Here is a 13,052-nt window from a genome sequence, read left to right as displayed (position 1 = left end):
GTCGGTCTCCGGTCGTATTGGTATGTTGGGGATCAGCGCCCGCGGCCGGCGGCCGGGGCTTTCGAGGCGGGAGCGGCGGGAGCGGTCGTGGCAGGCGCGGCCTTGCTCGGCTGCTCTGCCACCACCTTCCGCATGCGGAAGGCATCGCTCTTCACCACCCCGAGGATGAAATCGTTGAGGCGATAATTGTTCGGGCGCGCGGCTGCTTCGATGCGGCGCACGGTTGGTGCATCGTACCACTCCACACGACGTCCCAGCGCATACGCCATGAGGTTCTGCGTGAACGACCGCATGAGTGGCACCGGCCGCTTGAGCAACGCCCGCTGCAGCTCCGTGGGGTTCGTGATCTGCGTGCCGTCGTAATAGTCGCCGCGCGTATCCAGCGCAGAGCCATTCTCACGAATGCGCCAGCGTCCCATCACATCGAAGTTGTCGAGCGCCAGACCAATGGGATCGATGAACTGGTGACACGACTTGCAGGTGGCGTTGGCGCGGTGGATTTCCATGCGCTCACGCGTGGTGAGCAGACGCCCTTCCTGCGCCCCCTTGGTCTCCTCGAGGTCCGGTACGTTCGGCGGCGGCGGCGGCGGCGGGGAGCCCATGAGCACCTCCATCACCCACTTGCCTCGCAGCACCGGCGAGGTGCGATTGGCCACCGACGTGAGTGTGAGCACACTCCCGTGCCCCAGAATGCCGCTGCGCGGCGACCCGGCCGGATACGTGACCCGGCGGAAGTCGTTGCCGACCACCCCCGGAATGTCATAGTGCTTGGCCAGCGATTCGTTCAGGTACGTGTAGTTGGCCGTGAACAGGTCGAGCAGGCTGCGGTTCTCGCGCACGAGGGCGTAGAAGAACAGCTCCGTCTCGCGGCGCATCTCCTTGGCCAGCTGCTCGCGGAAGTCGGGGAACTGGTTGGCGTCGGGGTGCACCAGCTCGATGTCCTGCAACCGGAGCCACTGGGAGGCGAAGCGAGTGGCCAGCGCCTCGCTGCGCGGGTCCGCGAGCATGCGCTTCGTCTGGGCCAGCAGCACCGTGGTGTCGGCCAGACGCCCCGAGCGCCCCAGCGCCACCAGCTGCGAGTCAGGCGGAGCGCCCCAGAGGAAGAACGAGAGACGTGACGCGAGGTCCACACCGCTCACCGGCACACGCCCCTTGGCCGCCACCGGCACTTCCTCGATGCGGAAGATGAAGTGCGGGCTCGACAGCATCGCTTCGAGCGCCGTGCGGATGCCGATCTCGAAGCCACCGGCCTTCGCGCCTTCATCGTAGAACGCCAGCAGCCCCTTGAGATCGTTGGCCTGCATGGGGCGACGGTACGCCTGCGCGCCCAACCGGGTCAGGATCTTCTCGGCGCAAGGCCGCGCTTCGGGTGCCGACAAGGGACGGCAGCTGAAGATGCGACGGCGCGTGGGCGTGTCGGAGACACCGGTGGGGTTGTATGGCCCCGTGACCGCGAAGTTCTGGATGTGCGCCTGCACGGTAATGCCAGCCTGCGCCCCGATTTGCGTATCGGCGATGCTGTGCCCGAGCGGCGTGATGTTGTCGTTCACCGGCCCTTCGAAGGTGCGCACGAAGGTGGCGGCGATGCGCTGCGGACCCGCGCGGATGGGGACCGGCTTGGTCCGGATCTCCATGCCCTGCGGATCGGCCTGCGACATGCCTCGATCGATATCGAGCAGCGCCACGCGCTCGCCGTTCACCGACACTTCGATCTTTTCGTCGAAGGGCGCGGTGGAGGCGAACAGCTGGCCGGTGGGAATGGCGTGCAGCGTAATGGCGAAGACGTATTCGCCGTCGGCGGGGAAGGTGTGCGTGACCGCCGCGCCACCGCGCGTCCCGATCGGTGCGCCATCCACCTGGTCCAGCTGCGACGCGAGTCGCGCAATCTTGAAGGTGCTGGTGGAGACGCTCGCCTTGGGGTCGCCCACGGCAAGACGGGCAATTTCACTGGCCGCGTCGAGATAGGAGTCGAGCAGCGTGGCCGAGGGCAGCTGCACGTCGGCGATGTTGTCGAAGTTCGCGCTCTTCGTGTCCAGCGGCAGCCACGAGTCGGCCCGGATGTCCAGAGAAAGCACGTCCTTCACGGCACGCTCGTACTCCGCCCGATTGAGCCGCTGGAAGGTGCGGGTTCCCGGGTTCGGATCGGCCGCGTAGCGCGCGTCCATAGTGCGCTCGATCGATTCCAGCAGGATCTGCAGCGTGTCACCACCCGGCTTCGCGCGCCCCGGTGGCGGCATCATGCCGGTGCGGAGCTTGTTGATCATCTTCTCGGCCACTTCCGGGGCGGTCTGCCCAATGGTGGCCAGATCGAGATTCTGCAGCGACAGGTTACCCTGACGGCGCTGATCGCTGTGGCAGCCGGCGCATGTTTTCTTGACCACCTCACCCAGCGCGGCAGCCGTCATGGTGGCGCCGGCCGGCTTGAGCACCGGATGTCCGGCGCGACGATTGGCCCGGGTGATGCTGCCCCGCACAGGATCGGCGGCCGCATTCACAAACGACAGATCGTAGGAGGTGGCAGTCACGGGCACCGAGCTTGCCGACTGGCGCGACTCACCCGACGGCGTCGTGCCCTCGGGACGATCCACGGTGGTCAAGGCGAGCAGCGCCACACAACCGGCACCAGCAGCTACCAACGACTTCATCCCCGGGCCTCCAGGCTCAGGCGGGTGTGGTCGGGTGGGGGCGCCGGTGGGATCGCGCCCCCGAAAATGCTTACAACAAAGATACGACCAAGATGGCCAAAGTGTTCAACGACGGGAACATGGCTCCCGGTGCCGAAGGCCGCCTGCCCTCAGCGCTTGTGCTCCCTCGGCCGTTGGGGTGGATTAGAGCAGCTGCAGGTTGCTGTACGCCGCCGCCAACACCCGCCGGGCCGCGGCCCTCCCCCTCCCCCTCCCACCCTACCTGGAGGAGTTCGTGCGATCACGCTGGATGCTGTCCGCCTCGGCCGCCCTGAGCCTTGGCCTCATTCCTTCCGCGCCCGTGCAGGCGCAGCGGCTCAACCCGGTCATCGACCTCGTAGCCGCCGGGAAGCCGGTGTTCGGGCTCTATGCCCCGGCCAATCGCCGTGCGCGCCCCGGGCAGCCGGCACCGCCGGCCGACTCGGTGAAAAGCATGAGCCAGTTGGCGGCGGAGGCGCTGGCGTACAAGAAGCTGGATTACGTCTTCGAAGGCACTATGGAGTACAACTTCGACCAGACGTACCCGCCCTTCACCGAATTCGCCAAGGCGCTGGCCGACGGCGGCGCCCTGAGCAAGGGCAAGGCCCCGCGCCTCACGCATCCGGTGTTCGTAAAGACGCCGGAGATTGCCCCCGATCCGGCCGTGGCCACGGCCCGTATTGGCAAGCAGTTGAACGAGGGCGTCATGGGCATCGTGTTCGTGGACGTGCTCAACGCTGACGAGCTCAAGAAGGGGATCGCAGCCGTACGCTTCAAGAGCAACGGGGGCACCCGTGCCGACGACGTTGGCGCCGCGCCCGCTCGCTGGGGGATGAGCGACAAGGAGTACCGGGAGAAGGCCGATCTCTGGCCGCTCAATCCCAAGGGTGAGCTGTACACCTTCACCATCGTGGAGAGCAAGGAAGGACTCGCTCACATTCGCGAGATCGCCGCCGTGCCCGGCGTGGGTGTGCTCTTCCCCGGTGCCGGCACCCTGCGTGGGGTGTTCACCACCACCGATGCGAACGGTCAGCGGAAGTTTGACGAAGCGGCGTGGGAGGCGGCCATTCAGAGTGTGCTGGCTGCCTGCAAGGAGTTCAAGGTACCGTGTGGTTATCCCGCTGGCGCACCGGACATCGAGAAGCGCATGAAGGAGGGCTTCAGCGTTTTCGTGATTGGTTGGGGCGAGCAGGGGTTCAAGGCGGTGGATCTCGGTCGCGCGGCCAGCGGTCGCTGAGCGTAGGCGCGAAACACGAAGGGCCGCCGGACAGTGTCCGGCGGCCCTTCGTGCATGTCGGCGTGGTCTTTACGGGTTGCGGTCGAGGCAGCCCGCCGTCGCCTTCGGGTTGTTCCTTTCGTCGAAGGGGATGGGGAGATTCACGTCGTTGCCGTACACGCCGGCCAGCGGCGCCGGCAGGTTGCCGGTGGGGAACACCGTGTTGGCCGCACGGCCGTACTGCCGCACGAGGCGACGCAGGTCGCCCAGGCGGTGGCCGGTGAGATACAGCCACTTGGCGCGCTCCTCGAAGAGCAGCGAAACCGCCGCTGCCTGCGTGGTGGGCGCCGACCCCGGCAACGGAGCCATGGCCGGCGAGATGGCCGTGGCGCGGAGGTTGTTGAGCCCGGCGAACACCGCGTCACGATCGGCCTGGTTATCGCGGCGTACACGCGCCTCGAGTTCGATCAGGCGCGCCTCGATGCCGTTGGCCACCACTGCCCCGGTGGTACGGTCGTACTTGAGCTGCGTGGGGAGGTTACGGCTGGAGCCATTGAACCCGGTGCGGGTGGACGGCACCCACGGGATACGCGGGTCGGCGGGCGAGGTGAGGAACGCGACACCGTTGAGCCCCTCGCCGCGCCCCTGCGCGTCGGGGAGCACGATGGCGTAGCGTGAATTGGGCACGGTGAGCGCGTGCCACATGCCGTTCTCCTGACGCGGCGACCCGGTGGAGTGCGCCGTGACCCACGCAAAGTTCGTGGGCACCGCCGACACGGCGGCTGCCGCATCGTCGAAGCGCCCCTGGTTGAGCAGCACACGGCCGCGGCCAATGCGAGCAATGTTCTGCACGCGCGTGTCGGTGCCGCTACTCGCCAACGCCGAGTCGAAGCTGGCAAGGGCCCGGGCGTAGATCTGCGTGGTGGTTTGCGGATCACCGAACTGCGTGCCCGAGTCGGTCTCCTCGGAGAACGGCACCCCCGAGCAGTAGGTCTCGGCGAAGAGCGTCTCGGTAAAGCCGCGCACGCCGTACATCTCGCCGATGTTCTGCACCGGCGTGGGCGCCACGCGCCGCAGCACGTTGATGGTACGTGTCGCGCCCGACCGGGCGCGGTGCAGGTTGCGGTAGAAGGCGTCCAGCGCCGGCAGGTTGTCGTTCATCGCCCGCTGATTGGGGAACAGGCGGTCGTCGAACGTATCGGTGGAGTACAGCTCGTCGGAGACGTTGCCGGTCACGACGATCACGTTATCCAGATTGACGTTCCCGCTGAAGACGTTCTGGAAGTCCTGGATGACGCCAAGCCGCAGCGGCGTCGCCCCGGCGGCCGTGGAGTAAGCGTCGACGTTGAGCACGTCGGGATCGGTGATCTCGAGCGTATCGGTGGTGCACCCCGCCGCCACACCGACCGCGAGGAATGCTGCACTCGCCGGACGGAGGAATCGACGAGTCACGAAGGGGAATCGCATAAAAGCGTGCTCGCCTCGATCAGAAGTTGAAGTTCATGCGGAACGTCCAGTAGCGCATCGGTGGCGTGGAGAAGAACTCCTCGTTGCCGCGCTGGTCGCCGTTGCCGACGGTGGTTTCGGGGTCGACGCCGGTGAAGGGCGTCCAGACGCCCAGGTTGCGGCCGGTAAGCACCAGGTTCCAGCGCTCGGCCTTGAGGGCCTTGGCCCAGGCGTTCGGCATCTGGTACGACAGCGACAGTTCGCGGAAGCGGGTGAACGACCCGTCTTCGTAGAAGCCGGTGAACACCGACGCCGCCGCCGCGACCGCCTTGGCCTGCTCTTCCAACGGGGCGCCGGCATACAGCCCCTGGCATGAGAATCCGGCCTGGCACTGATGGCGCTTGGTGTTGTTGAGCTTCTTCATGCCCCACCTGCTGTCCATCTGCCCCGAGATGCGCAGCTTGCGGCCGAACAGTTCGAGCGTGGGCGTGAAGGCGAGTTCGCGGGTGGGGAGGGTCGGTCCGATGAACGAGTTGGCGCCGTACGTCATCTCGCTGGCCACCAGAATGCCGTCGCCGTTTGCATCGTTGTAGGTGTAGGGGCGCCCCCAGAGACCAAACACCGGGAAACCCGGCGTGTTCAACTGCGTGTTGCGGTTGCCGGTGGGAATGGGGCTCACACCCTCACCCAGCGTGATGAGCTCGTTCCGGAGGGTGGAGCCGGTGAGCACGAAATCCAATCCAATATTGTCGTTCGAGATCACCTTCTGGTTGTACACAAGCTCCACCCCCGTGTTGCGCACATTGCCGATGTTCTCGAAGCGCGCCGTCACGCCGGCAATGGAGGGCGCCACACGACGTTCGATGAGAGCATCGGTCGTGTTCTTGTCGTAGTACGTGAACTCGAAGTTCGACTTGCCGTCGAACATCGTGAGGTCGAAGCCGGCCTCAGTTTCCGCCGTGAACTCGGGGCGGAGGGTGGCATTCCCCAGCGCGCCGAGCGAGACGCCCGGCTGGTCCGTGCTGCCGGAGATGGTGGTGGGAAAGGGCGAGAAGAAGCGGAGGGCGTCCGTGGTCCCCGGGATCTGGCCGGAGGCGCCGTAGGTGGCACGCAGGCGCAGGGTATTGAGCCAGCTGTACGCCGGGAAGAAGCCCTGATCCGAGATCACCCACGACGCCCCGATCTTGGGATAATTGACGGCGCGGAAGTCCTTACCGAAGGCACTGGCCGCGTCGCGGCGCAAGCCAGCTGTGAGGAAGAGCTTTTCGTTGACGTTGAACACCTGCTCCACATAGTAGCCAAGCGTGCGACGCTCATCGAACGCCTCCGACGCGTTGCGTATGGCGGCCGCCGTGATGGTGGTGGCGCCCGGTACCAACGCCTGCCCCGTGCCTTCGGACTGGGCGAAGGAGTTACGGATGTACTGCATGCCCACGGAGGTCTTGGAGTTCAGCCAGGAGAACACCTGCTTGTTGGCCGTCCCACCAAGGTCCACCGTCTGCTGATTGATTTCGGCCCGGTTGGCGTTGATCTGCCCCACGCGGTTCACGCCCAGCGGGCCCTGGTCGAACAGGTTGATGCCCTGGTCGCTGCGCGCCGTGAAGTCGGAGCCGACGATGGCACGGGTGGTGAGCCAGCTGATGGGGTTGTACTGCAGCTGCACGCTGTTGATGAAGCGGTTGATCGACTGGCTGGTGGTACGCGACAGGATGTCGCCCATGGGGAACGCGCGCCAGCCAAGGAGCGGCACACCGCGACCGTCTCGCAGGTCTTCACGCCACTCGCCGCCCAGCATGCCCACCATGAGCCCGTTGCCGTTGTCCTCGTTCTGCGGGAGGCGCTGACGGCTGTTGATGAAGCCGGACGAGACCTGCAGCGTGGCCTTGGGCGAGAGCTGCGCCGTGATGTTGGCGCGCAGGCTATTGCGGTCGAGCGCGTTGGGGCGAATCTGCGACGACGGAATGCTCGAAACGCCGCGCTCGGTCTTGAGGCGGTTGATTTCGATCTCCGGCATGCGGTAGATGCCCGTTTCCACTTCGGTCTCGCCGGACACGAAGTACTGCACGCGATCGGTACCACCCGACACCTGCATGCCATACTGCTGGCGCGAGCCCTGATCGACCGGACTCAGGCTGTCGATGAGGAACGCGTTACCCACGCGGAGGCTGTCGGCACGGCAGAGCGATGCGGCAATGGAAATGGCCGGGCAGCGCACGCGCGTGCCGGCCGCGGCGCCGCTGAGCTGGGTGCCCCAGCCATAGTACATGAGCGGGTACGTGTTCGGATCGGTGATCCGGCCGTTTTCCGTGTACACGTTCCAGCGCGTCTTGCCCGCCTTGCCGCGCTTGGTCGTGATGTTGATCACGCCGTTGGCGGCTTCGGTGCCGTACAGCGTGGCCGCCGACGGCCCCTTGACGACTTCGATGTTTTCGATTTCCTCGGGATTGAGGTCATCGAGACGCGACGGTGTGGACCCGCCCACGCCAATGGAGGAGCTGCCGGTGTTGGAGGTCATGCGCACGCCGTCGATGATCACGACCGGATCATTGGAGAGCGACAGCGAGGCCTGGCCGCGAATACGGATACGCGAGCCGGAACCGGTGGCACCGCCCGACGTGACCTGCACGCCGGCCGCGCGGCCGGAGAGCAGCTGGCCCATGTTCGACACCGGGAGCTCGGCCACCTTTTCGGCGACAGCGATCTGCGTGGTGGCGTTGGCCAGTTCGACCTTGCGCTGCTGCCCCGTTACCGTAGTAACGACGGCGGACAGTGAGAATGCCGCCTGCGTAAGCGCGACATCCTGCGTGATGGGCGCGTTGCCACCGATGGTGACGGTGACCCGCTTGGCTTCATAGCCGATGCGGCTCACTTCCAGCACCACGGCGCCGGAGGTGGGCACCCGAAGCGAGTACCGCCCGTTTTCGGCGGTCAGCGCGCCGACCTGCGTCCCCTGCACCAGGACGCGCGCCTGCTGAATGGGGAGTCCGGTGCTGGCGTCGGTCACGCGCCCCACGACGGTCCCCCCTGCCCCCTGAGCCGTCAGGGCGGATGGCAACGCCAAGCCGATGGCCGCGACAGCCGAAAGAACGGATGTGACCAGACGACGCATCAGCGGCGCACGGGCCGTGGTGGTGTGTGGTGGCGAGCAGCTGGCAGCACAGCTGGGCTGTGCACCACCTCGCTCGCCACGCGCGAACGCAGCAGGAACGAACAATCGCATCTCGTGACTCCCCGTATCAGGATCACCCGCCGGCCACCCGATGTTGTGACCGGTTATGGCCACACGTCAGCCGGCGGCTCGGCACGTGTGGAGGCGCGACGAGTCGACCGGGAATGACAGGGCCACTGGTTTGCTCGGCAGCGGACACACCAACAGTCCGCTCCGTGAAGGCTCGTTGGGGCACTGCAGCGCGTGCGCGGATGATCGCGCTCGCGGAAAGGCGGGAGGTACAGGCAGGACCGACACGCCGAGAACAACAGAACGCAGGCTTCGCGTCACCAACTGGGACCAAACGCGGAACATTTTCCGTCTGCCCTGTGACGCCGGTGTATCGGTGGCCGGAGGGTACGACTCACACAACGGGCTGTCAATACTTGGGGGGCATTGTCCTATCGATTTCTTTCGAATCCCGGAACGGATGCGGATGGTGCCACCGTAACAACGAAAAACGCGACCTCGAACCGGCGTTCGAGGTCGCGTTGTCCGATTGCCGGTAACCGCCCGGGTGGCGCGGGGCTAGAGCCCCGGAGGCGCAGCGGGGAGCACCAACTTCACCCCCGCGAGCGCCACGGAATCGGTCGCGAGCGGCGTGGCTCCGGCGGTCAGCCCATTCAACTTGAGGATGTACGCCAGCGCCGCCGCATACTCCTCCTTCGGCAGCGACCCCGGATTGCCGTCGGGCATCGTGGTGCGAATCTGCTCGAAGAGAGTGAACACCGGCTGCCCCGCCCACTTCGTCCGGAAGTCCGCTCCGGTCACATCTTTCGTTTCGTGGCACTCCGCGCACGCCTTGCCCCAGACCGCCTGACCGGCGGTTGCCTGGGAGTCGCTGTACACCGGTACCGTGTCCTGATCGTTGAGCACGGCCCGCCCGGGGGCGAGGGGGGACTGCGCGGTGCTGCGGGCGGCCGCGGCGACGCTTACCGCCACGACGGCAAGCAGGAACAGGCTGGGATTTCGGAAGAGACGGGGCATGGCGGATGAACGTGCAAGAGGAGCGTTTCGCTGGCAAGTCGCGCCACGAGGCCTCGCGATGCAGCGCCGCCGAGGCAATCGGGCGGTCTGCATTGCGAGGGACCGGTGCGACCGACATTTTCGGCCGATGGACGCTTTTGCTACCCCGGATGTTCCCGAACGCGCCGCGCCCCAGCCGGATGCCGACGCCACCGACCCGTTGATCGACACCGCCACGGCGGACGGCGCGCTCCCCCGTCGCGATTTTCTCCGTCTCGCCGGAGTGGGCGCCGGCGCCTTCCTTGCCGCCGGGTGCGCGCCACCGGCGGCCTTCTCGGCGGCACCGGCCCCTGGCATCCAGCCGGGGAAGGCTCGCGGCGGCAACAGCCAGCACATCGTGGTCATCGGCGCCGGAGCCTGGGGCGGGTGGACCGCGTACCACCTCCGCGCTCGCGGTGCGCGCGTCACCCTCATCGATCAGTACGGCCCCGGCAACTCGCGCTCCACCAGCGGTGACGAAACGCGCGGGATCCGCTCGTCCTACGGCGATCGCGCCAGCGGCGAACTGTGGACGCCGTGGGCTCGCACGGCCATTGCCCGCTGGAAGCTGTTCGAAAAGGAATGGGCGCCGGTCTTCCGCACGTCCTTCTTTCACGAGACGGGCGACGTGATCATGCGCGCCACCCGCGAACCGTTCATCACCAGGACGGTGGACCTCTGGAAGGCGAACAACGTCCAGCACGAAGTCCTCAGTGGTGACGAAGCGCGCAAGCGCTGGCCGGTCATCAAGGCCGACGACATCACCGTCGCCATCACCGAACCCGATGCCGGTGTCGTGCGCTGCCGTGCGGCGACGCAGGCCGTGGCGGCGGTGGCGCAAAAGATGGGTGCCGAGCTGGTCATCGGTCGCGTGCGGCCGGGCCCCATTGTGGACGGCCGCATGGACGGGGTCATCCTCGACAACGGCACCGTCATTCGGGGCGACGCCTACGTGTTCGCCTGCGGGCCGTGGCTGCGCAAGCTGTTCCCCTACATGGAGAACCGTGCGCGCATTCCCATTGGCCACGCGCTCTATTTCGGCGTGCCGGTCGGCGACACGCGCTTCCAGTTTCCCAACCTGCCCAGCTTCAACTTCCCCGGGGTGACCGGGTGGCCGATGCTGCCGGTGGACAGCCGCGGCTTTCGCGTGCGCGGCGCCATTGCCCCGCCGCCGCCGCCAGCCGGCACCACGCCGCCACCTGCCCCGCCCCCGGCACCGGCCGACCCCGCGCTGCAGGATCCCGACCTGAGTCCGCGCTGGACCAATCAGGATCGGGTGGATGGCGCCCGTCGGTTTCTCGCGGCGCGGTTCCCGTTGCTCGCCAACGCGCCGCTGCTGGAAACGCGCGCCTGCCACTACGAGTCGAGCATCAACCAGAATTTCATCGTCGACTTCGTGCCGGGCGCCACCAACGCGTGGATCGCCGGCCTTGGGCAGGCGGAAGGCTTCAAGTTCGGTCCCGTAGTGGGCGACTACATCGCGCAACGGGTCGTGGGGATCGAAGGCGATGCGAAGCTCAGGAAGGCCTTCGCCCTGCCCACCGAACAGTACGAGCGTCCCCCCGGCTGATGCGGCGTCCCCTGCTCTATACCGCGGCGGTGCTCTTCTTCGCCTATGAACAGTGGGCGTTCTACACGTGGATGCAGCAGCACGGCTCCGTCTCGGTGGGCCTTGCCCACGCATGGATGACGCTGCGCCAGGATCCCATGGTGTTCATGGCCTGGAACGACATGGGCATCTTCACGGCGATCGTGCTCACGTGGTTCTGGCGTGAGCTCAGGCGAAGCGGGCGGAGCATGATCTGGTGGGTCGCCACTTTGCTCACGGGGTGTCCGCCGCTGCTGGTGTACCTGGGAATGTACCCACACCCCAGACCCTCAACTCACGACCCCCGACCCTGAACGGGAATCACCGGCAGTCGCCCACGTGGCGTTCGCGTATCCGACTGACAGCACACCCGTTCAGCGTCGAGGGTCGTGTGTTCAGGGTGGTGGGTGGATGCGATTCCCCTCGGCGTGTAGCCGCTTGGTTTCCCCGTGCCGCAGCACCATGAACCGCTCTGGTGCAATGCCTCGGGCCTCCAGCGCCAACGCCAGGTCGACCGGCGGCTGATCGAGCGGTTCGTCGGTCAGCGAGAACGTGCCCCAGTGCACGCCAATCGCGTGTGCGGCCCGCACGTCCAGCATCACCTGCACCGCTTCTTCGGGATTTACATGCTGGGCGCGCATGAACCAGCGTGGCTCGTACGCCCCAATGGCAATCGCCGCGGCATCGAAGGGGCCGTAGCGCTCGCCGATCTCGCGCGGCTCGTTCGAGTACCCGAGATCCCCGGAGTACCAGAACCGGAAACCGTCGTGCAGCACCGCCCAGCTGCCCCAGAGCGACGCGTTGCGATCGAAGCCCGTGCGACTCGACCAGTGCTGCACCGGCAGGAAGTGCAAGCCGAGCGGCCCATTCCCTGCCGGCAGCTGCGCGCCTTCGTGCCACGCCAACCCCTCGATGTGCGGCAGCACGCCCCGGCGCCGCGGCAGATTCCGCGCGAACCAGCGTTCGAGCCCGCGCGGCACGAAATACGCCGGTGCCCCGCCAGCCTGCTGGGCCACCGCGCGCACCGACCACCGATCGAGGTGGTCGTAATGATTGTGCGTGAGCAGCACCGCATCGATGTGCGGAAGCTGCGCCACCGTGAGTCCGGGCGGTTGATGCCGACGTGGCCCGAAATAGCGGAACGGCGACGCCGTCCGACTGAACATCGGGTCGAGCAGCAGGTTGGCGCCGCCGATCTGCAGCAGCGCCGACGAATGGCCAATCCACGTGTAGGCGGGCTCGTGGCGATTGGCGTGCAGGTACGACAGATCCGGAGCAACCCCTTCGATGGGCGCGCGCGGGGGATGTGGCAATCGTGCCCGGGCGCGGGCCACGCTCCAGCGCAGCACGTCGCGGGGAGAGGTCACGACTGCCGAAGGATGCCGCACCGGCATGATGGCCCCTGACTCAGGACTCGCGCTGGCGCTTCTGCGCGCGCGCGAGGAAGGGGAGCACGAACAGATAGAGCCCGGTGATCCACAACCCAAGCACCACCACCCCCGACGGGAGAAACAGCCAGAGCTTCGCGGCATCGGCAAACCACGAACCATCGTGCAGCTGCTCGATGAGATCGGAGCGCCGGTACGCGGCCTGCAGCACGGCACCCGTGCCCAGATCCACCTGTACTTCCCATCGGTTGTTCGCGGTCACCTTCACGATGCCCTTGGCGGGGCGCACATCGAGCCGATCGATATCGCGCCAATCGGTGACGGCCGCCTCGGGCACCGATTTCGCCGCGCGCAGGATCTGCTCCATGCTGAGGCTCGGGACCGTGTTCGCCGTGCGCTGCTCGGGCGGCTGCACCCATGGCAGCTGCTTCTTGAGCTGCAGCAGCAGGCCCGTGACGATGACCAGCAGGAACGGCAGCGCCGTGGCGATGGCCCCCCAGCGGTGGAGCTTGCGATTGAGAATACGAGGATTGGGCAT

9 protein-coding genes are annotated in these 13,052 nt (G+C 66.8%); 3 read left to right on the top strand and 6 right to left on the bottom strand.

Annotated elements, in window-relative coordinates; all coding sequences use genetic code 11:
• Positions 1-32: 32 nt before the first annotated feature.
• A complete protein-coding gene (locus O9271_RS02560; RefSeq protein ID WP_298265911.1) occupies positions 33-2,645 on the bottom strand; it encodes a DUF1592 domain-containing protein in 2,613 nt (870 codons plus the stop codon).
• A 274-nt stretch (positions 2,646-2,919) separates the two neighbouring features.
• Between O9271_RS02560 and O9271_RS02555 the strand changes: the two genes are divergently transcribed.
• Entirely contained in the window at positions 2,920-3,900 is a 981-nt protein-coding gene (locus tag O9271_RS02555; RefSeq protein WP_298265909.1) for an aldolase/citrate lyase family protein, read from the top strand.
• Between the two features lie 69 nt (positions 3,901-3,969).
• On the opposite strand, the gene O9271_RS02550 is transcribed toward O9271_RS02555, so the two are convergent.
• The 3 genes from O9271_RS02550 to O9271_RS02540 form a co-directional block, all read right to left on the bottom strand.
• A complete protein-coding gene (locus tag O9271_RS02550) occupies positions 3,970-5,331 on the bottom strand; it encodes a hypothetical protein (protein ID WP_298265907.1) in 1,362 nt (453 codons plus the stop codon).
• A gap of 34 nt (positions 5,332-5,365) precedes the next feature.
• Positions 5,366-8,545 carry a SusC/RagA family TonB-linked outer membrane protein gene (locus O9271_RS02545; RefSeq protein WP_298265905.1) on the bottom strand — a complete coding sequence of 1,060 codons (3,180 nt, stop codon included), beginning with the start codon at positions 8,543-8,545 and terminating at the stop codon, positions 5,366-5,368.
• A 516-nt stretch (positions 8,546-9,061) separates the two neighbouring features.
• Complete coding sequence (locus tag O9271_RS02540) at positions 9,062-9,520, bottom strand: cytochrome c (protein WP_298265903.1); 459 nt, start codon at positions 9,518-9,520, stop codon at positions 9,062-9,064.
• Positions 9,521-9,647: 127 nt separating this feature from the next.
• Here O9271_RS02540 and O9271_RS02535 point away from each other — a divergent pair, with 127 nt between their 5' ends.
• Both O9271_RS02535 and O9271_RS02530 read left to right on the top strand, forming a co-directional pair.
• Positions 9,648-11,108, top strand: coding sequence for an FAD-dependent oxidoreductase (locus O9271_RS02535; RefSeq protein WP_298265901.1), 1,461 nt, complete (start codon positions 9,648-9,650; stop codon positions 11,106-11,108).
• Positions 11,108-11,440, top strand: coding sequence for a DUF2834 domain-containing protein (locus O9271_RS02530; protein WP_298265899.1), 333 nt, complete (start codon positions 11,108-11,110; stop codon positions 11,438-11,440). Before O9271_RS02535 ends, O9271_RS02530 begins: the two co-directional genes overlap by 1 nt.
• 81 nt (positions 11,441-11,521) lie before the next feature.
• Here O9271_RS02530 and O9271_RS02525 read toward each other — a convergent pair whose 3' ends face one another.
• Entirely contained in the window at positions 11,522-12,493 is a 972-nt protein-coding gene (locus O9271_RS02525; protein ID WP_298265897.1) for an MBL fold metallo-hydrolase, read from the bottom strand.
• Between the two features lie 40 nt (positions 12,494-12,533).
• Positions 12,534-13,052 (bottom strand): PepSY domain-containing protein, encoded by a 519-nt coding sequence (locus O9271_RS02520; protein ID WP_298265894.1) that lies wholly within the window; start codon positions 13,050-13,052, stop codon positions 12,534-12,536.

The sequence above is a fragment of the Gemmatimonas sp. genome, assembly GCF_027531815.1.
GTDB lineage: Bacteria > Gemmatimonadota > Gemmatimonadetes > Gemmatimonadales > Gemmatimonadaceae > Gemmatimonas.
The sequence above is the reverse complement of the archived record's forward strand: the minus strand, read 5'-3'. Positions and strand labels throughout refer to the sequence as shown.

Bases quoted from the DNA above. Each gene is read 5' to 3' on its own strand.
- O9271_RS02560 (WP_298265911.1), bottom strand. From the start codon at position 2,645: ATGAAGTCGTTGGTAGCTGCTGGTGCCGGTTGTGTGGCGCTGCTCGCC.
- O9271_RS02545 (WP_298265905.1), bottom strand. From the start codon at position 8,545: ATGCGATTGTTCGTTCCTGCTGCGTTCGCGCGTGGCGAGCGAGGTGGT.
- O9271_RS02540 (WP_298265903.1), bottom strand. From the start codon at position 9,520: ATGCCCCGTCTCTTCCGAAATCCCAGCCTGTTCCTGCTTGCCGTCGTG.
- O9271_RS02535 (WP_298265901.1), top strand. From the start codon at position 9,648: ATGGACGCTTTTGCTACCCCGGATGTTCCCGAACGCGCCGCGCCCCAG.
- O9271_RS02530 (WP_298265899.1), top strand. From the start codon at position 11,108: ATGCGGCGTCCCCTGCTCTATACCGCGGCGGTGCTCTTCTTCGCCTAT.
- O9271_RS02520 (WP_298265894.1), bottom strand. From the start codon at position 13,052: ATGCCCAATCCTCGTATTCTCAATCGCAAGCTCCACCGCTGGGGGGCC.